This is a genomic window from Streptomyces sp. NPDC020489, assembly GCF_044386545.1.
Lineage (GTDB): Bacteria > Actinomycetota > Actinomycetes > Streptomycetales > Streptomycetaceae > Streptomyces.
This window is the reverse complement of record NZ_JBIRUZ010000002.1, coordinates 721,727-739,224: the sequence shown is the minus strand read 5'-3', so window position 1 is coordinate 739,224 and position 17,498 is coordinate 721,727. Positions and strand designations below refer to the sequence as shown.

At 72.1% G+C, this 17,498-nt stretch carries 16 protein-coding genes; 6 read left to right on the top strand and 10 right to left on the bottom strand.

Annotation, left to right across the window (positions count from 1 at the left end; translation table 11 throughout):
• Positions 1-71: 71 nt before the first annotated feature.
• Positions 72-692, bottom strand: coding sequence for an L-threonylcarbamoyladenylate synthase (locus ACH41F_RS07035; RefSeq protein WP_391231934.1), 621 nt, complete (start codon positions 690-692; stop codon positions 72-74).
• A gap of 157 nt (positions 693-849) precedes the next feature.
• Between ACH41F_RS07035 and ACH41F_RS07030 the strand changes: the two genes are divergently transcribed.
• Positions 850-2,322, top strand: a complete 1,473-nt coding sequence (locus ACH41F_RS07030; RefSeq protein WP_391231935.1) for a helix-turn-helix domain-containing protein — start codon at positions 850-852, stop codon at positions 2,320-2,322.
• Between the two features lie 158 nt (positions 2,323-2,480).
• Here ACH41F_RS07030 and ACH41F_RS07025 read toward each other — a convergent pair whose 3' ends face one another.
• From ACH41F_RS07025 to ACH41F_RS07000, 6 genes are read right to left on the bottom strand one after another with little or no spacing between them, the layout of a single operon-like run.
• A complete protein-coding gene (locus tag ACH41F_RS07025; RefSeq protein WP_398833589.1) occupies positions 2,481-3,707 on the bottom strand; it encodes a cytochrome P450 in 1,227 nt (408 codons plus the stop codon).
• Positions 3,704-4,975: a cytochrome P450 gene (locus tag ACH41F_RS07020; RefSeq protein WP_398833586.1), complete on the bottom strand. Its 1,272-nt coding sequence runs from the start codon at positions 4,973-4,975 to the stop codon at positions 3,704-3,706. The genes ACH41F_RS07025 and ACH41F_RS07020 overlap by 4 nt, the downstream gene beginning before the upstream one ends.
• A complete protein-coding gene (locus ACH41F_RS07015; RefSeq protein ID WP_391231938.1) occupies positions 4,972-5,592 on the bottom strand; it encodes an ATP/GTP-binding protein in 621 nt (206 codons plus the stop codon). Before ACH41F_RS07015 ends, ACH41F_RS07020 begins: the two co-directional genes overlap by 4 nt.
• The gene (locus tag ACH41F_RS07010) at positions 5,564-5,914 is read right to left on the bottom strand and encodes a DUF742 domain-containing protein (protein ID WP_391231939.1); all 351 of its coding nucleotides are present in this window, start codon (positions 5,912-5,914) and stop codon (positions 5,564-5,566) included. The genes ACH41F_RS07015 and ACH41F_RS07010 overlap by 29 nt, the downstream gene beginning before the upstream one ends.
• Positions 5,911-6,333: a roadblock/LC7 domain-containing protein gene (locus tag ACH41F_RS07005; protein WP_391231940.1), complete on the bottom strand. Its 423-nt coding sequence runs from the start codon at positions 6,331-6,333 to the stop codon at positions 5,911-5,913. Before ACH41F_RS07005 ends, ACH41F_RS07010 begins: the two co-directional genes overlap by 4 nt.
• Positions 6,330-7,670 (bottom strand): ATP-binding protein, encoded by a 1,341-nt coding sequence (locus ACH41F_RS07000; protein ID WP_398833583.1) that lies wholly within the window; start codon positions 7,668-7,670, stop codon positions 6,330-6,332. The genes ACH41F_RS07005 and ACH41F_RS07000 overlap by 4 nt, the downstream gene beginning before the upstream one ends.
• 223 nt (positions 7,671-7,893) lie before the next feature.
• Here ACH41F_RS07000 and ACH41F_RS06995 point away from each other — a divergent pair, with 223 nt between their 5' ends.
• The 4 genes from ACH41F_RS06995 to ACH41F_RS06980 all read left to right on the top strand — a co-directional run bounded on the left by ACH41F_RS06995 (position 7,894) and on the right by ACH41F_RS06980 (position 11,373).
• Positions 7,894-9,243, top strand: a complete 1,350-nt coding sequence (locus ACH41F_RS06995) for a transaminase (RefSeq protein WP_398833581.1) — start codon at positions 7,894-7,896, stop codon at positions 9,241-9,243.
• Between the two features lie 98 nt (positions 9,244-9,341).
• Positions 9,342-9,578, top strand: coding sequence for a hypothetical protein (locus tag ACH41F_RS06990; RefSeq protein WP_391231943.1), 237 nt, complete (start codon positions 9,342-9,344; stop codon positions 9,576-9,578).
• A gap of 125 nt (positions 9,579-9,703) precedes the next feature.
• Entirely contained in the window at positions 9,704-10,642 is a 939-nt protein-coding gene (locus ACH41F_RS06985; protein WP_398833579.1) for a phosphotransferase, read from the top strand.
• A 101-nt stretch (positions 10,643-10,743) separates the two neighbouring features.
• The gene (locus ACH41F_RS06980; RefSeq protein ID WP_398833577.1) at positions 10,744-11,373 is read left to right on the top strand and encodes an SRPBCC domain-containing protein; all 630 of its coding nucleotides are present in this window, start codon (positions 10,744-10,746) and stop codon (positions 11,371-11,373) included.
• A 63-nt stretch (positions 11,374-11,436) separates the two neighbouring features.
• On the opposite strand, the gene ACH41F_RS06975 is transcribed toward ACH41F_RS06980, so the two are convergent.
• Together ACH41F_RS06975 and ACH41F_RS06970 are read right to left on the bottom strand one after the other, a co-directional pair.
• A complete protein-coding gene (locus tag ACH41F_RS06975) occupies positions 11,437-11,997 on the bottom strand; it encodes a hypothetical protein (protein WP_398833575.1) in 561 nt (186 codons plus the stop codon).
• 209 nt (positions 11,998-12,206) lie between these two features.
• Entirely contained in the window at positions 12,207-12,866 is a 660-nt protein-coding gene (locus tag ACH41F_RS06970; protein ID WP_398833573.1) for a lipoprotein, read from the bottom strand.
• A 201-nt stretch (positions 12,867-13,067) separates the two neighbouring features.
• Between ACH41F_RS06970 and ACH41F_RS06965 the strand changes: the two genes are divergently transcribed.
• The gene (locus tag ACH41F_RS06965; RefSeq protein ID WP_398833572.1) at positions 13,068-13,772 is read left to right on the top strand and encodes a DNA polymerase beta superfamily protein; all 705 of its coding nucleotides are present in this window, start codon (positions 13,068-13,070) and stop codon (positions 13,770-13,772) included.
• Between the two features lie 54 nt (positions 13,773-13,826).
• Here ACH41F_RS06965 and ACH41F_RS06960 read toward each other — a convergent pair whose 3' ends face one another.
• Positions 13,827-17,480, bottom strand: a complete 3,654-nt coding sequence (locus tag ACH41F_RS06960) for a LamG-like jellyroll fold domain-containing protein (protein WP_398833570.1) — start codon at positions 17,478-17,480, stop codon at positions 13,827-13,829.
• Between the last annotated feature and the right edge of the window lie 18 nt (positions 17,481-17,498).

Sequence of the window (17,498 nt, the reverse complement as noted above, 5' to 3'; positions counted from 1 at the left end):
GGGCCGCGCATATGGTTTCATGCACCATCCACCTGGCTCGCGACACCCCCGCGACCCCGCGGGCGCCGGTCCTACTCGAAGCGTGAGGTGTCGCCCGCCCCGTGCCGGACGACCTCCGCCTCGCCGTTGGAGAAGTCGATGACCGTCGTCGGCTCGGTGCCGCACTCGCCGGAGTCGACGACCGCGTCCAGCACATGGTCGAGGACGTCCTTGATCTCCCAGCCCTGGGTCATCGGCTCCTCCTCGTCGGGCAGGAGGAGGGTGCTGGACAGCAGCGGCTCCCCGAGCTCGGCGAGCAGCGCCTGGGTGACGACGTGGTCGGGGATGCGCACACCCACCGTCTTCTTCTTGGGGTGCTGGAGCATGCGCGGCACCTCCCTCGTCGCGGGGAGGATGAAGGTGTAACTGCCCGGCGTCGACGCCTTGATCGCGCGGAACACGTCGTTGTCGACCCGTACGAACTGGCCGAGCTGCGCGAAGTCCTGGCAGACGAGGGTGAAGTGGTGCCGGTCGTCCAGCTTGCGGATCGTCCGGATCCGGTCGATGCCGTCACGGCTGCCCAGCCGGCAGCCGAGGGCGTAGCAGGAGTCCGTCGGATACGCGATGAGGGCTCCCGCGCGGACACTGTCGGCGACCTGCGAGATGGTGCGCGGCTGGGGGTTGTCGGGGTGCACGTCGAAGTACTTCGCCATCCGTCGAGCTTATGCCGTCCCGGGGCCGTCGCCACGCAGGCCCCGTTCGCACCGGGCCGCGTTCCACCGTCCCGCGCGGGGGGACCCGACGCGGGGGTGGGGTAACGTCCCGGACCGTTGTGCCGAGGTCGAGACGACGAACGAGGAGAAGGGTGCCGTGACGGGCGGAGGGGACGACCGGGTGAAGGACGTCGGCGCGGCGTGGGCGCGGGAGCTGCTGGACCACCTGCGGCCCACCGGACGGGACGTCCGCCGGGTCGTCGCCTGGCTCGCGGCCGGTGTGCACGGCACGGCCGCCCTCCACGACGCCGGCGGTGCCCTCCTCGCCGGAACCCGGATCGCGCTCGACGAGAACCTGGTCGCCGACATCACCACCGGCCGGATCGCCTCCGCCGCCTGGGAGGGCGAGGGCCGCCACCAGCGCCTGGTCAGGGTGGAGCAACCGCACTCCGCCGCGGCCTGCGTCCTGGCCGTGTGCCGCGAGGCGCCCTTCGACCGGCGGTCCGCCCAGATGGTGACGCACACCGCCCAGGTCGTCGAACTCCTGCTCGCAGCGGACGAGAGGACCGCCGCCGGGCGCCGCCTGGAACGGGCCACCGCCGACCTGCGGCTGGCGATACTGCAACTGCTGATGGTGCAGGACATCGTCTCGGCGCGCCGGGTCGCCGCGGGCCTGTGGCCCGGGCTGCTCGACACGGACTCCGCGTGCGTCTACGTCGTGGAGGGCACCGCCGAGGAGCGCGACCGGCTGGCCGAGGAGCTGGTGACGGCCACCGAGGAACAGGCCCTGGTCGTGCGCTGCCCCGCGGTGGACCAGCACGTCATCGTCGTGGTCCCCGACGAGAGCGTCGCTCGGGAGCTGCGGGCCGTGACCGAAGGACGCTCCGGCACCTTCGTCGGAGGCAGCTCCCGGCAGAGCCTGGCCCGGACCGCCACCGCCTACGGACAAGCCGTCAGTGCCCTCGCCGTCGCGCACTTCCGGCCCGACAACGCCGCGGTCTACGCCGAGCGCACCCACCCCGAACGCCTCATGGACCCGGCGCTGCTGCACCGCTGGAGCGCCGGTCTGCTGCGCCCGCTGGACGCCCTGGCCCACCACACCCACGGCGAACTCCTCGCCACCACCCGGCTCGGACTGGAGTTCACGGCCGTCAACGCGGCCAAGGTGATGGGCGTCAGCCGCAACACCGTGCGGGCCCGGATGGAGCGCGTGGAGCACCTGCTGGGCACGGACTTCTCCGACCTCACCGTCCGGGCCCTGGTCCATCTGGCACTGAACACCCAGGTCGGCATGGAACAGGGACCCGGTGGGACGGAGCCGGAGCCGGTCCCGCTGGGCACTCTGCTCACCGGGCCCGCGCTGCGCACCTGGGCCCTGGACCTGCTCGGGCGTCTCGACCCGGACGCCCGCGACCTGCGCCGCACCCTGCGCACCTGGATCGTGGCCGGGGGGAACGCCGAACGGGCCGCGCAGACCCTCGGCGTCCACGCGCAGACGGTGCGTGAGCACGTGCGCAGTGCGGAGCCGGTCCTCGAACGCCAGCTGCTGGCCGGGGGCAGCGATCTCTACGAGGTCGTCCTGGCCCATCTGGCGACGGGCGAGCTGCGACCGCCCTCGCTGACCGCGTAGAAAACGCGCCATTCGGACTCACTTGTGCACAGGTGAGCCCTCGGAACCGCACAACGGGCATGAACGCGGTTCACAACCGCACTGTTGTTCACGTAAGTTCGACGGGTCACGGGGGCACGACCGGAACGGGGGACCGGTCGCGCCCCCTTTCCGTGCTGTCAGCCGCGCGGCCGCACCGGCACCTCCTGCCAGCCGAACGCGATGAACGACGGAACCTGCCGCAGTTCCTCCGCGGGGACGGCGAGCCGCAGGTCGGGGAAGCGCTCGAAGAGGGCGGGCAGCGCCGTGAGCGCCTCCGCCCGGGCCAGCGGGGCGCCGATGCACCGGTGCACGCCGATCCCGAACGCCAGATGGTCGTCCGCGCCGCGCGAGGCGTCGAAGGCGTGCGCGTGCGCACCGTAGTGAGCGGGATCGAGCCCGGCCGCGGCATACGTGGTGATGATGGCGTCGCCCGCCGGGATGGTGACGCCGCCGACCTCGATGTCCTCGACGGCGAACCGCAACGGCAGCGCGGCGATGGACGGCTCGACCCGCAGCGTCTCGTCGATCACGGCGTCCCAGCCGATCTCCCCGGCGCGCACGGCGGCCAGCTGCTCGGGGTGCCGCAGCAGGGCGACGGCCGCGTTGCCGATGAGGTTGACGGTCGTCTCGAAGCCGGCGCCGATGACCAGCAGCAGCGTGTAGAGCAGCTCCTCGTCGCTGAGCCGGTCGCCGTCCTCGTCGCGGACCCTGATCAGCTCGGTGGTCAGGTCGTCGCCGGGGTGCTCGGTGCGGTGCGCGATCAGTGCGGGCAGCACCGTGCCGATCTGCCGCTGCACCGAGGCGGCGTGCTCCGGCGAGGGGTCGGAGGTGTCCATGATGGCCGCTATCAGACGTGCGGTGTCGGGCACCAACTCTGCCGGGACACCGAAGAGTTCGCAGATGATCCGCATGGGCAGCGGGTGCGCGAGGGCGGCCCGCAGATCGACGACCTCGGCCTCCTCCGCCGCCACCGCGTCGAGCAGCTCCGCCGTGATCGCTTCGACCCGGTGCCGCATCGCCTCGGTGCGCCGGTGGGTGAAGCTCGGTGCCACCAGTTTGCGCAGCCGGGTGTGGTCGGCGCCGTAGGTGGAGAGCATGTTGACCACGCCGATCCAGCCCAGCACCCAGCCCCAGGAGGGGTGTTCGGCCAGTTCGGGCCAGAGCCGCCAGTGCAGCCGGGGGTCCCTGCTGACCCGGGGGTCGAGGATGAGCTCCTTGAGCGTGTCGTAGCCCGTGGGCGCCCAGGCGGGGATGCCGCCGGGCAGGTCGACGGGGACGATCGGACCGAGAGCGCGCAACCGGGCGCACTCGGCGGCGATGTCGGCGCCGAACGGGTCGAGGGCGATGCGGTCGGTGACGGTCACGACATGACTCCTGGCTGGTCGGGGGAGCGGGGGCTGAACCGGACGGGCAGGGCGGTCAGCGAACGGTGGAACGGGCCGGGCCGCCAGGTCAGTCGCTCACGGGGCAGGACGGGCGCGAGGTCGGGCAGCCACTGGGTGAGGCGTTCGATCGCCTCGGTCGCGATGAGCAGCGTGTGCTGCTTGACCGGGCAGGCGTGCGGGCCTGCCGACCAGGACAGATGCGAGGCGTCCTTGGGATGGCGGCCGGTGACCGGCTGCTGCTCGGCGACGGGCGCGCCCTCCGTGCCGTTCGGGCTCTGGGCGAGCGCGAGCGCCCCGTAGGAGATCACCACCGGCACCGCCGCCCTGATCCACGCCCCGTGGAAGGTGACCGGCCGGCGCGCGTAGTGGATGCCGTAGTTCGCCAACGGGGTCTCGTGGTGCAGCACTTCGACCACCGCGTCCATCACCGGGCGGGCACCGCTGGTGAGGGTGGAGTAGTAGGCCGGGTTGCCCAGGATGCGGGAGAGCGCGTTGGACACCAGGTTGGCGGTCGGCTCGTGGCCCGCGCCGAGGGTGAGGAACACCTGCCAGGTGACCTCCTCGGGGGTGAGGCCCGCCGGGTGGTCCAGGAGCCGGCTCGGCAGGTCGTCGCCGCGCCGCTCGGCCTTGGCCGCGATCAGCTCCACGACGTAACCGCCGAACTCCGCCTCGCCCGCGGCCGCCTGGGCGCCGCCTTCCATCATCTTGCCGAGCGCCTCGTTGAGCCGGTCGCTCTGGCTGTCGGGCAGACCGAAGAGGCTGTTGAAGACCAGTGCCATCAGCGGCCGGGCGAACTCGGCCACCAGGTCCGCCTCGCCGCGCGGCCCGATCCGGCCGACCAGCAGATGCACCGCGCGGTGCACCCGTTCCCGCAGATCGTGCGGCTCGACCAGGTCGAAGGTGTCGATCAGCGAGTCGCGATAGCAGACATGGGCGGCGCCGTCCGCGAACAGGGTGTTGGGCCGCCAGCGCATCATGCCCAGCACGGGGGAGTCGTCGGCGACCGTCGACTCCCAGGGCCGTGGGTCGTGCGAGAACGTCTCCGTGTCGTGCAGCAGGTCCAGCGCCGCCCGGCGGTCGGTGACGACGTAGGCCGGCACGCCCGGCGCCAACTCGGCCCAGCCGACCGGCCCCTGGGACCGCAGGTCGGCGTAGTAGCGGTACGGGTCGGCGGCGAAGCCGTCCTCCCACAGCCGTACCGGCGCGGAGCGGGAGAAGTCCTGCCGGGCAGGGGGATAGGTGGTCACCGGCTCTCCGAGGGGTGGCGGTCGATGAGGTGCTGGACGAGCGTGAGGAGCGCGTCGATGGAGGAGTCGGCGTCCCGTGCGTCGCAGGTCACCATTGGTGTGGCGGGCTCCAGGTCGAGGGCGGCCCGCAGTTGTTCGTCGGTGTGGTGGCCCGGCGCGTCGGGAAAGGCGTTGAAGGCCACCGCGTACGGCAGCCCCGTCTCCTCCACCAGGCCGAGCACGTCGAAGGAGGCGTCGATCCGGCGGGAGTCCACCAGGACGAGGGCGCCCAGCGCCCCGTAGGCGATGTCGTCCCACAGGGACCGGAACCGTTCCTGCCCGGGTGTGCCGAACAGGTACAGCACCACCCCGCCCGCCAGGCTGATCCGCCCGAAGTCGATGGCGACGGTGGTCGTCGACTTGTCCCGCACCCCCTCCAGGTCGTCCACCTGTGTCGAGGCCTCGGTGAGGCGTTCCTCGGTGTGCAGCGGCACGATCTCGGACACCGAGTCGATCAGGGTCGTCTTGCCGACCCCGAACGGGCCGGCGACCAGGATCTTCACCAGATCGCGGGCCGTGTCGGGCAGATGGACGCGGCTGGGGGCGCTGCTAGTCGTGCTTGAGGGCGCGGAGGCCATCGGCCACTCTCTTCAGCAGGTCGGGGTCGAACCGTTCGGCGGGCGGTACCGGGGCGCGGGCCACCACCAGCGCCCGGTCCAGGAGGGCACCGGCCAGGACCCGGACGGCGGAGACCGGCAGCCGCAGCAGGGCGGCGGCCTCCACCACCGTCAGCGAGCCCTCCTCCAGGGCGTCCAGGAGGGCCAGTTCGGCGGCGGGCAGGTCGGGAGGTGCAGGCGTGCCGCTGCCGGTGAGGACCGACAGCCGCTCCAGGGACGGCCGGCTGGGCCGGGCGACGCCGCCGGTCGACAGGTATGCCGGGACCAGGGGGCGGCCGGTCATGCCGGAGTGCCGTCGTCGCCCCCTCGGGGTGCGGCGGCCATGGCCTTCTCGCCGAGGCGGGCCACCTGGGAGTGGACGCGGTGAGCGAGCAGGTCCAGTCGCACGTCGCCGGTGCCGTACGCGGCCACGCAAGTGCCGTGGGCCGTAGGCACGATGAGGACGTACCCGTGGTCCGACTCGATGACGACCTGCCGCACCTCGGCGCGGTCCTGGTCGGCGAACGCGGCCGCGGCGGTGCGGCACGCGCCCTGCACGGTGCTGGTGATCGCGGCGACCCGTTCGGCCGAGGCCTGCTGGAGCGCGTCCGTGTACCCCGTGACGAGTCCGTCCCGGGTGAGCAGGACGGCGGCCACGACTTGCGGCACCTCCAGGATCGGTTCCAGCACCCAGGCCGTGTCGCCTGCCTCGCGGCTGGTCATCGGGCCGCTCCCCCTTCGTCGTGGGTCTCGTTCGCTGATACGTCGGACGCGGTGCTGTCCGCGCGGGCCGCGGCGGTGCCGGACTGGAGGGCGCCCAGCGCGGCGGCGGCGTCCTCGGGACTGCGTACCGGCGTCCCGGCCGCGGGTGTCTGCGCGGCGGCTGTGCTCCGGGTACGGCGGCGGCGCTGCGGCAGTTCGTCGTGGTGCCCGAGGAGGGCGGCGTCGTCCTCGGTGCCGTAGCCGTGGGTCGTGTCCGGCGCGGGCTTGCGGGTGGAGCGCGGGGCGCTGACGGCAGGGGGCCGCTCGACGGGGTCGATCCGGCTGAGCAGATGGCTCTCCACCCGCAGCACCGCCCGTACGCCCCCGTACGGGGACGGTGAGGAGAGGTCCACGCCGAGGTCGAACTGGCGGGTCAGCCGGCCGATCGCGGCCAGGCCCATGCGCGGCGGATCACCGAGGTCGGTGAGCAGGATCGGCTCGGAGCCGGCCACCATCCGCTGTGCGCGCGCCCGTTCGTCCTGGGTCATGCCGACGCCCGCGTCGTCGACGGTGACGCAGACGCCGTGGTGGACGTGCTCCAGGTTGACCACGACGTCGGTGTCGGGCGCGGAGTGACGCAGCGCGTTGTCCAGGAGTTCGGCCGCGATGATGGCGACCGGCTCGACGGCGTGCGACACCAGCGCGGTGCCCGCCTCCAGGTGGTTGTGCACCTTCACCCGGTGGTACCCCGCGAGCCGTGACTGGCCGCCCGTCACCGCCTCCACCAGGTGCGATTCCTGGCGGGCGAGCCCCACCCAGGCCCCGCAGACCACCGCGGCGACCTGCGCCCGGCGCAGCGACTGCTCGTTCTCGTGGTCCAGTTGGAAAAGGGTCTCGGTCAACTCCGGGTCGTCGTAGCGCTGTTGCAGCTGCCGCAGCGCGTCCTGGAGGCGGTACAGGGCCGCCTGGATCTCCCGGGTGGCGCCGCGCATCCCGGCCTGGGCGGCCGCGTCGATGCGGGTGCGCTGCGCGGCGAGTTCGGCGCGCACGCCCAGCAGTACGCCCTCCAGCGCGATCCCGAGGGGAGTTCCCGCGGTGTACGGCTGGAGCGGGCCCGGCACCACCACATGGGGATGGGCGAGTTGCCGGGCGGCGGCGGGCAGGCGCTGGGCGCTCAGGTGCTCGACCTCGGCCGTCAATGCCAGGAGGGTGGCGTCGAGCCGGGAGCGCAGGGCGGTCGTCTCCGTGCGCTGCCGGGCCAGTTGACGCCGTGTGCGCAGCAGCCCGCCGCCGAGGGCGAGCGCGGACAGTGTGCCGGCGGCGAGAGCGCCGGCGGCCACATCCGGTAATTCGATCATCGAATCGGTTTCCAGGGGGAAGGCGGGCAGGGCTGAGTCCGCGGCCCGGTGGCACGGCGCTCGCAGCACAGTACACACCGTCATCGACTCTTCTCGCACGGTTGATCGACACTTCGCGTCGAATCCGACAACCCTCTGTTCGCTTCTGTGCCGACTGTCTGAAATGCCATACGGTCAAGGCGAGTTGATCTCGTCCGCATCCCGCAGCACTCCCGGAGCAGCCATGGACCGCACCCGTGTGAAGCACCTCCTGACGCGCGAGAGCGCGGAGGCCGAACGGCGTTGCCCGCGCTCGAAGGACGCCTACCAGCGCGCCGGGCACCTCTTCGGACGGGTGCCGATGACGTGGATGAACAAGACCGCCGGCCCCTTCCCGCGCTACCTCGACACCGCCCGCGGCGCCCGGGTCACCGACCTCGACGGGCACACGTACATCGACTTCTGCCTCGGTGACACCGGGGCGATGGCCGGACACTCGCCCGCCCCGGTGGCCGAGGCGGTCCAGCGGCGGTTCGCCGAACAGGGCGGGGCCACCGCGATGCTGCCGACCGAGGACGCCGAGTGGGTCGGCGCGGAACTGACCCGCCGCTTCGGACTGGCCCGTTGGAGCTTTTCCCTGACCGCGACCGACGCCAACCGCTGGGCGATCCGGCTCGCCCGTGCCGTCACCGGCCGCCCGAAGATCCTGGTGAACAGCTACAGCTACCACGGCAGCGTCGACGAGTCGCTCATCGTCGTCGGACCGGACGGCCACGGCGTCAGCCGCCCCGGCAACGTCGGCGCGCCCTGCGACGTCACCCTCACCAGCCGCGTCGCGGAGTTCAACGACCTGGAACAGCTGGAGCGTGAACTCGCCCACGGCGACGTGGCCGCCGTCCTCATGGAACCGGCGCTCACCAACATCGGGATCGTGCTGCCCGAGCCCGGCTACCTGGCCGGCGTGCGGGAGCTGACCCGACGGCACGGCACGTTGCTCGTCAACGACGAGACCCACACCCTGTCCGCCGGGCCCGGCGGCTGCACGGCGGCCTGGGACCTCGAGCCCGACCTGCTCACCGTAGGGAAGGCCATCGGCGGCGGCATCCCGGCCGGGGCCTACGGGCTGACCGCCGAACTCGCCGACCGGCTGCTCGGCCGCGCGGACCTCGACCTCGTCGACATGGGCGGCGTCGGCGGCACCCTGGCCGGCAACGCGCTCTCGGTCGCCGCGATGCGCGCCACGCTGGAGCACGTCCTCACCGACGAGGCGTTCGCCCGGATGGCGGAGCTGTCCGAACGGTTCGAGGCGGGCGTCCGGGCGGGCCTCGACGCCCACGCGCTGCCCTGGTCGGTGAGCCGGCTCGGCGCCCGCACCGAGTACCGCTTCACCTCCCCGGCGCCCCGCACCGGCACGGAGTCCGCGGCGGCCGCGGACCCCGAGCTGGAGGACTTCCTGCACGTCTACCTCGCCAACCGGGGCATCCTGCTGACCCCGTTCCACAACATGGCGCTGATGTGCCCGGACACCACGGAGGCGGACGTCGACACCCACACCGAGGTCTTCGCCGCCGCCCTCGACGAACTGGCCGGATGACGCCCACGGGCCGCGCACCCGTTCGGAGTCGGTTGATTGACCCGCGTGGGGCGGGTACTCGGGCGGCCCGGAACGACAACCGCTGGAGGAGGCCCGCAATGACCAGCAGCACGGAGACCGGCGGCGTGACCGGTACGCCGGACAAGGACTACAACCTGATCTGGTATGTGGAGGCGTGCCTGAACAACGCGCTGCGTCTGGAGTCCTACATCCAGGACGCGGAGCGGAACAAGGACACCGAGGTCGCGGACCTGTTCCGCAAGGCGCAGGCCGACAGCCGCAAGGGCGCCGAGATCGGCAAGAAACTGCTGCGCGCCCGGCTGAACGGCGGCTGACCGCAGGCCCCGCGCGGACGCCCGGCCGGAGCTTTTCGGCCGGGCGTCCGCCTGTGCTCGGCCGGGCGTCCGCCTGTGCGAAACCCGGTTGCCCCTCGCGTACCGTCGCGCCTACGGTCGCGATCATGCTGCCTGTGGTGGAGACGGACGCCCAGTGGGACTCGGTCGTCGGGGACGAGCGCCTGATGCGGGCCGGCGCGGCCGACCTCTGCGCCCGCCTCGGGCTCGCCGACGCGCCGCTGGTCCGCTTCCCGGACGGAACGCAGCCGGTCTACGCGGTCGGCGCGCACCGGGTCCTGAAGCTCTTCCCCACCACCGCCGCCGAGGACGGCGTCGCAGAAGGTCGCGTCCTGTCCCATGTGCACGGGCGACTCCCGGTCCCCACACCGGCGGTGGAGGCCTTCGGACCGTACGAGAACGGCTGGCAGTACGTGCTGATGTCCCGGCTGCGCGGCGAGAACCTCGCCCGGGCCTGGGACCGCGTCCCGCGGTCCGACCGGGAACGGCTCGTCACCGAGATAGGCGAGACCCTCGCCGCCCTGCACTCCCTGGACCCGGCCCCGCTCCAGGACGTCCTCGGGCCCGGTGACTGGGGCGCCTTCCTGGACCGGCAGCGGGCGAACGCCGTGGCACGCCAGCGCGGGCACGGCCTCGCGGACGCCTGGCTGGAGCAGATCCCCGACTACCTCGCGGCCGTCCCCCTGCCGCGTGCCCCTCGGCGCTCGCTGCTGCACACCGAGGTGATGCGCCAGCACTTCCTGGTCGACCCCGACGGCTGGCGCCTGACCGGCCTGTTCGACTTCGAGCCCGCCATGATCGGGGACGCCGCCTACGACTTCGTGGGCGTCGGCGTCTTCGTCACCGGCGGTGACCCGCACCTGCTCGCCCGCCTCACGAGGGCCTACGGCGGCCCCCTCGACCCGGACCACGCTCTCGCGTACACGTTGCTGCACGTCTACAGCAACCTGCCCTGGTATCTGCGGGAGTTGCAAGCTCCCGCCGAGGGCACCCTGCCCGCGCTCGCCCGCGCCTGGTTCGGGACGGGCGGCCCGCCCTCGGTCTGACGGGTCCCCGAGTCGGGACACTGGGGGCGGTCGGTACCGGGCGAGCCCGCCGCCGCTGTGCGAGCGTTGCCCTGAGCACGCCGACAGAGGAAGTGAACGCGATGAGCGAGATCGTGGACGAGATCGACCGCGGCCGTCGAGAGGTCGGCGCCCGCGAGGTCGAGGCGGGGGAGGCCCAGGGGGTGATGCTGCGGCGGGCCTACGACGCCGGGATCGCCGAGGTCTGGGACGCGCTGACCGTGCCCGAGCGGATCGGGGCCTGGTTCCTGCCGGTCACCGGGGAGTTCCGGCTCGGCGGGCGCTACCGGCTCGAAGGGCACGCCGGGGGCGAGATCCTGGAGTGCGCGGCACCGCAGCGGCTGCGGGTGAGCTGGCTGTACGGGCCGGACCCGGGGTTCAGCGAGGTCGAGGTGCGGCTGACGGCGGACGGCACGGAGCGGACCGTGTTCGAGCTGGAGCACGTGGCCGTCGTGCCGGAGGACTTCTGGAAGCAGTTCGGACCGGGCGCGGTCGGCATCGGCTGGGACAGCATCGCGCTCGGCCTCGGTCTGCACCTCGCGGGGCGCGGGATGGGCCGGGAGGAGTCCGAGGCCTGGCAGCGCACGGACGAGGCCAAGGAGTTCTTCCGGCGCTCCGGTGAGGCGTGGGGCGCCGCGTACGCCGTCTCGGGAGCCGACCCGGAGACGGTGGCGGCCACGACGGAGGCGACCATCGCGGCCTATACGGCGTAGCTGCCGCCGCCGTCGAGGACGGTCGGTCCCGCCGCGGTGCCGCGGGACCGGCCTGTAGGGGTGTCAGGGCTTGGCGCCCCAGGAATGGGCCACGTCCACCACGACCCGGTCGTCCAGGCGCAGGACCCTGAACGGCAGCCGGGCGCGGACGCCGAGGCCGAACTGTGTGTCTCCTTCGAAGCTGCCGGCGAAGCGGGTGTCCCGGAACGTGCGGTAGCCGGTGAGGTCGACCCCCGGCAGGGTGCGGCCCACCCGGCCGGGATAGGTCGCGGCCCCCGTCTCGGGGTCGTAGGCGGGTGCCGTCACCCGGACCTCCAGGACGGCACCGCCGCCGACCGGTATGACATGGCCCGATCCGTCCTGCCGGATCCGGTCGACGTACCGGACGGAATAGCCGAGGCTGTCCTTGTCTGCGCCGGGGACCTCCACGACCAGCCGGTCGTAGCAGGCGTGCTTTCCGGTCCGCGCCTGCGTCAGGGGTTCCGCCGTGCCGACGGCGCGGCTCTTGTCGACGCTGCCCCAGCCGGTGGGGCAGGTGGTGGCGGCCTGCGCGGGTACCGCGGCCACGCCCAGCGTCACACCCATGAGGGCGACGGTGGCCCAGGTCGTTCTCTTGTGTCGCATGATGTCCCCCGGGATTCATGTGTCTGTTATCGGGTGAGACAGCCGGGTTGGCGAAAAGGTTGCACCTTGTCCGGGTATTAAATTTCGAAACGCTCGGGAACGCCGATCGAATGTGCGGCGGCACCCGCCCTCGGCTCCTGCACGGCGTCCTGACCACGGCGTGACGCCAGGCCACCGGCGCGGCGGAACGACCGTCGCGCCGGTACGGCTCAGACCGTCCGCAGGGTGTTCCGCGCCAGTTCGTAGGCCGGGACCATCTTCTCGTGCTCCTCGGTGTCCATACCGCCGAGGTGCACGACGACCGGGCCGCCCGGGGTGGTGACGGCGAAGGCGCGCTCCTTCTTCGTCTCCCCCAGCGCCTTGCTCGTGACGACGTACTCCACCTCGGCCCCCGAGAGGCCGCCCGACTCGAACGAGCCGTACGTCGCCTTGCTCGCCCCGTCCTCGGCCGCCACGAACTCCTCCAGCACGGTACGCGCGTCGTCGTCCCCCGGCTCACCGGTCCAGATCCGCAGGAAGCCGACGTACCCGGCGGGCTTGGCGTCGACCTCGCAGGCGGCGGTGACCGGACCCTGCCGGAGCAGGGAGTCGAGCACCTCCTGCGAGATCTCGTCCTCCAGGTCACCGGTGTCCGCCGAGGAGTCCTTGTCCTGGGCGGCCGCGGAGTCGATGGACTCCGGCTCCCAGTCCTTGGCCAGATCGAAGCTCACCGGCAGCTCGCACGCCGAACCGGCAGCCCCGAGGCTGCCACCCCTCTCGACCCTCTTGTCGGCGCTCGCCGACGCGCTCCCGGACGCCTTCGTGTCCGTGTCGTCGGCGGCCTCGGAACAGCCCGCCAACACCCCCACCAGCAAGGCCACCTGAGCCATCCGGCGCCCCGCGTTCCCCGCCCTGACCAGCACTGTCGTGTCTCCCCTCGGTTTCAGGGCGCACACACTAGCGAAAGGGCGCCGACACCGCGTACGCGGGCGTCCCCCTCGGTCGCTCCGGGCCCCCGAAAAACCCGGTGACGGCATTCGCGCAGGTCAGCACAATGGAGGGCCACGACCCCGACCCGAGAGGTGGCCGACGTGACCGTCCCGAACGTCCTGCTGTCCGGCATCGTCGGCTCCACGGCCTACGGGCTCGCCCACGCCGGTTCCGACGTGGACCGTCTCGGCATGTTCGCCGCGCCGACGAACAGCCTGCACGGTCTGCACGGGCCGAAGGAGTCCCATGTGACCACGGCCCCGGACCGCACCCTGCACGAGGCCGCCAAGTGGTGCCGCCTCGCCCTGGGCGGCAATCCGACCGCCATGGAACTCGTCTGGCTCCCCGCCGAGTTGTACGAGGTGCGCACCCCGCTCGGTGACGAACTCATCGCCCTGCGCACCTCGTTCCTGAGCGCCAAGAAGATCCGCGACGCCTATCTCGGCTATGCCACCCAGCAGTTCCGCCGACTGGAGAACCGCGGGGACGGCTCCTTCTCCGCGGACACCCGCAAACGCACCGCGAAGCACGCCCGGCACCTGAAGCGGCTGTGCCATCAGGGCCTGGAGCTGTACGCCACCGGGAACCTCACCATCCGGGTCGAGAACCCTGACGAGTACCGGGAGTTCGGCGAGCGCGTGGCCGACGACGCCTCGGTGGCACGGCCCCTGCTCGCCTTCTACGAGAAGGCGTTCGACGAGACCCGCACCGCGTTGCCCGAGCGGCCCGACGAGCCGGCGGTGGAGGCGTGGCTGCACCGGGTGCGCGCCCACTTCTACACCCCGGCCGAGGTACGGGCGTCCTGACAGGGCGGGTCCCGTCCGAAGCGGCAGGCGCTGCGGACGGGACCCGCGCTCAGGTCAGCGCACCTCCCGGGCGTACGGGGCGACGGTGAGCCGGTCGATCAGCGGCGCGTAGCGGGAGCGGAGCAGGACGCCGGGGAAGGTGTCCGAGGCGTAGGTGGTGCCGTCGAAGTTCGGCAGTTCCTCGGCGGAGAAGGCGACCTTGTTCCGCCCCTTCTTCAGGTGGACGGGGACGGTCAGCTCCCAGAAGTTGTTGCGGTGGAAGCTGTGCGGGAAACCCACGCGCCGCTTCTCGCCGCCGTTGACGGTGATGTCGGCGTGCCGGGCGAGCGGGTCCGGGTTGTAGTGCGTGGCCTCGGACTGCTCGGGGTTGGAGTAGCGGATGCGCAGCGCGTACAGGCCGGCCCGGTCGGCGGTGACCGTGAAGGTCGCGGTGTTGCCGTTGCCGGGTTCGCCGCCGATGCCGTCGATCGCCCTCCCGTCCGTCGCCAGGGACAGGGAGGTGAGCGCGGCCGAACCGGCGAGCGTGGCGTCCCGGGCCTCGTAGGTGCGCACCGGCAGCGTGCCCTCGGTCGGGGTGACGGTGAGACGGTCGACCAGGGTGGTGGCCGAACCGCCGGTCAGCGTCACCTTGTTGACACCGCCGGAGAGGGAGACCGCGACGCCGCTGCGGCCCTTGGCCAGGCGTCCGACGTCGTGCCCGTTGACGGCGAGCATCGCGCCGCTGCCGTCGAGGGTGTCGACCCGGACGGTGGCCTCGCGGTCGGCGGGGGAGTAGACCCAGAACGTGGCGGTCTGCCCCTTGGCCAGACGGGCGGCGCCCGATCCGGTGGTCGCCCGCTTCGGCAGGTCGTAGACCGGCCGCGCCCCGCCGCCCAGCCAGGCCAGCTCGCCCTCGTGGACCTGGGTGCCCGCCGAGGCGTCGGGCAGGGACAGCGTGAGGCGGTCGACGATGGCGTCGCCCAGGGTGGCGCGCCTGCCGTCGAGGCTCTTCGCGGCGAGCGTCAGGGTGTGCTTGCCCTTGGCGAGCTCCACCGTCGTGTCGGTGTGGTCCCACACCACCCACTTGTAGCCCAGCGGAAGATGCAACTCCTGCTCGCTGTCGGGCTTGCCGTCCACCCGGAGGAAGACGTTGGTGGGGCCCTGCTCCTTCACCCTGTCATAGGTGTTGAGGGAGTTGGCGAACACGCTGAGGTCGTAGGTGCCGTCCTCGGGCACGTCCACGGAGAAGTCCAGCGTGACGTCGGAGCCGGTCCGCAGGCCGCCCACGTCGTAGCCGCCCGAGGTGTAGAACTTCGACACGTTGCTCGGCGAGCCCTCCGGGCCGTTCCTGGAGTAGCCGGAGCCGGTGTGCGCGGCGTCCTCCGCCTCGTAGGAACCCTGCCAGCGCACCGGCGCCGACTGCGTGCCGGCCGCCTTCCCGGCCGGGCTGAGGACGATCTCGTACGCCGACGACTCCTTCAGCGTCGGCAGCGTGCCGTCACCGAAGTCGACGGTCACCGTGCCGTCGTCCGCGACCCTCAGGTTCGTCTCGGTGAGCAGCTTCGGGCCGGAGTTGTCGCCCACCTGACCGCTCCAGTCGATCTCGCGGACCCAGGCGTGCACGCGTGTGCCGAAGAGCTTCTTCGGCACCTTGGCGAAGGTGATGTGGCCCTTGCCGGTGGAGCCGCCGAAGAGCAGTCGCGCCTGCTTCTTCTTCTCGTCGAGCGTGGCCACGCCCTGCATGGTGTAGTTCTGGCCCGGGAACGGCGGGGCCACCTCGACCGTGTGTCCGCTCATCGAGGCGTACGAGTTGAGCAGCCACCACTGGCCGTTGCCCCGGTTGGACTGCACGGCCGAGTCGGAGAGGTTGCCGTCGATGTTCCAGTACGCGATGTCGGCGTCGACCTTGGACTCCTCGATGGCGGAGACCCACTGGATCATCTGGCCGGGTACCGAGGTGTGGTAGTTGAAGGCGTACTCGTTGATGTTGACGGGCAGTCGGGTGCCCTCGTGGGCGGTGCCCGCGAACAACTCCTTCTCCCAGCCCCGGTACTTGGCGACGCTCTCGCGCACCGCCTCGGGGTGGCTCAGCTCGTGCCAGGTGATGACGTCCGGGAGGGTGTCCGCGGCCAGGGCGTGGGTGAGGAAGCCCTTCACCTGGTCGTACAGGACGCTGGTGTTGGGGCCGGCTATCCGGGCCTCGGGCATCCTGCCCTTGATGAGCCGGTACGCGGAGTCCCAGGCGGCGAAGTAGGCGTCGGGGTCGCTGAGCCAGCTGACCTTGTCGTAGCTCCACTCACCGGTGCCGAACATGTTGCCCTCGGGCTCGTTGAACGGCACGAAGACGATGTTGTCCTGGTACTGCTTCGGCAGCTTCAGCACCTGCGCGACCTGCGTCGCGATCTTCTCCTCGTACAGCTTCAGCTTCTCGGCGGGTGTGTCGCCCGGCCACTGGTACGGGAAGCCGCGGTGGATGTCGGTCATGTAGATGTACACATCACCGTCGGTGGAGTCGGCCAGCGGCTTCACCACCTCCAGCGCGTCGGCACCCGGGTGCTGCGGACCGTCCTGCGCCTTCGTGGAGACCGTGCGCAGGCCCATGCCCTCGATCAGGTTGTTGGTGGGGACGTCCGGCCCGTACACGCCGTACAGGGTGCCCGAGGCGCCGCCGTGGAAGGCGCCGGTGTCCGAGCCGAGGTCGACGGTGAGCGCCCCCTCCCGGACCACGGTGACGGTCGCCTTCACGGCTCGTCCGGCCGCGATGCCCGCCACGGTGAAGGTGCCCGGCCGGGCGTACTTCTCGGCGGGCACGGAGTCCCAGGCGATCGGCGTGTCACGGTCGTAGCCGTCGGAGAACGAGGAACGCACACCGGTGGGAAGGGCCGGGGCGGTCCCGACCGTCGTACGGAGGTCGAAGGAGGTCTGCGAGAGGTCCTGGGCGGTGGGCACGGTCTCGACCGTACCGGCCACCTGCTCGGCGCTCAGGGCCGCGTGCCACACGGTGAAGTCGTCGATCGCGCCCTTGAGCAGCGGGTCCGGCCAGAAGGACTTGCCGATGTAACCGGCGGCGGTGGCCGAGGCGTCCAGCAGTTCCCTCGCCTTCATGGAGGTGGCGGTGGAGGAGACCGCGGCGCCGTCGAGGTAGGTGGTGAGCCGGCCGGCGGCGGTGTCGAGGGTGACGGTCACCGTCCGCCACTGGTCGGCGGGCAGCATCGTGTACCCGCGGACCTGCGCCTCCGCGCCGCCACCGCCGGTGGTCACGGAGGTCTGGAACACCCCGCCGCCGTTGTACGGGGTGCTGAAGAGGTATCTGTCGGTGTTGGTGCCCAGATCGAAGATCCGCTGCCAGGCCGACTTCTCGCCGCTCCACCGCACGCGGGCGGAGACCGTCAGGTCGGTCGCGTCACCGACCACCGCGCGGGGCAGGCGGACATAGGCGCCGTCGGAGGAGGGCGCCCCGCCGGGCAGGGACAGCGCCCGGCCTCCGCCGGTGCCGTCGACGGAGCGGGCGGTGGAGCCGTTCACCAGGGTCGCCGTCAGGCCGTTGCCGGAGCTGTCGGTGATCCGGCCGGAGGCCAGGTCGTCCTGGTCGAAGGTGTAGCGGGCGGTGGGTTGGGGCGCCTCGGCCGCCTGGGCGGGGGCGGCGGGCACGGCGAGCAGTCCCGCGCCGAGGGCCAGTGCGACGGCGGCCGGGGCGTGGCGCCGGGCGGATCTGTCGGGGGATGACATGGATCGCGTCCTCAATCC

Excerpts from the sequence above, each read along its gene's own strand:
- ACH41F_RS07035 (WP_391231934.1), bottom strand. The coding sequence starts at position 692 with ATGGCGAAGTACTTCGACGTGCACCCCGACAACCCCCAGCCGCGCACC.
- ACH41F_RS07015 (WP_391231938.1), bottom strand. The coding sequence starts at position 5,592 with ATGGCCTCCGCGCCCTCAAGCACGACTAGCAGCGCCCCCAGCCGCGTC.
- ACH41F_RS07010 (WP_391231939.1), bottom strand. The coding sequence starts at position 5,914 with ATGACCGGCCGCCCCCTGGTCCCGGCATACCTGTCGACCGGCGGCGTC.
- ACH41F_RS07005 (WP_391231940.1), bottom strand. The coding sequence starts at position 6,333 with ATGACCAGCCGCGAGGCAGGCGACACGGCCTGGGTGCTGGAACCGATC.
- ACH41F_RS07000 (WP_398833583.1), bottom strand. The coding sequence starts at position 7,670 with ATGATCGAATTACCGGATGTGGCCGCCGGCGCTCTCGCCGCCGGCACA.
- ACH41F_RS06995 (WP_398833581.1), top strand. The coding sequence starts at position 7,894 with ATGGACCGCACCCGTGTGAAGCACCTCCTGACGCGCGAGAGCGCGGAG.
- ACH41F_RS06990 (WP_391231943.1), top strand. The coding sequence starts at position 9,342 with ATGACCAGCAGCACGGAGACCGGCGGCGTGACCGGTACGCCGGACAAG.
- ACH41F_RS06985 (WP_398833579.1), top strand. The coding sequence starts at position 9,704 with ATGCTGCCTGTGGTGGAGACGGACGCCCAGTGGGACTCGGTCGTCGGG.
- ACH41F_RS06980 (WP_398833577.1), top strand. The coding sequence starts at position 10,744 with ATGAGCGAGATCGTGGACGAGATCGACCGCGGCCGTCGAGAGGTCGGC.
- ACH41F_RS06975 (WP_398833575.1), bottom strand. The coding sequence starts at position 11,997 with ATGCGACACAAGAGAACGACCTGGGCCACCGTCGCCCTCATGGGTGTG.
- ACH41F_RS06970 (WP_398833573.1), bottom strand. The coding sequence starts at position 12,866 with ATGGCTCAGGTGGCCTTGCTGGTGGGGGTGTTGGCGGGCTGTTCCGAG.
- ACH41F_RS06960 (WP_398833570.1), bottom strand. The coding sequence starts at position 17,480 with ATGTCATCCCCCGACAGATCCGCCCGGCGCCACGCCCCGGCCGCCGTC.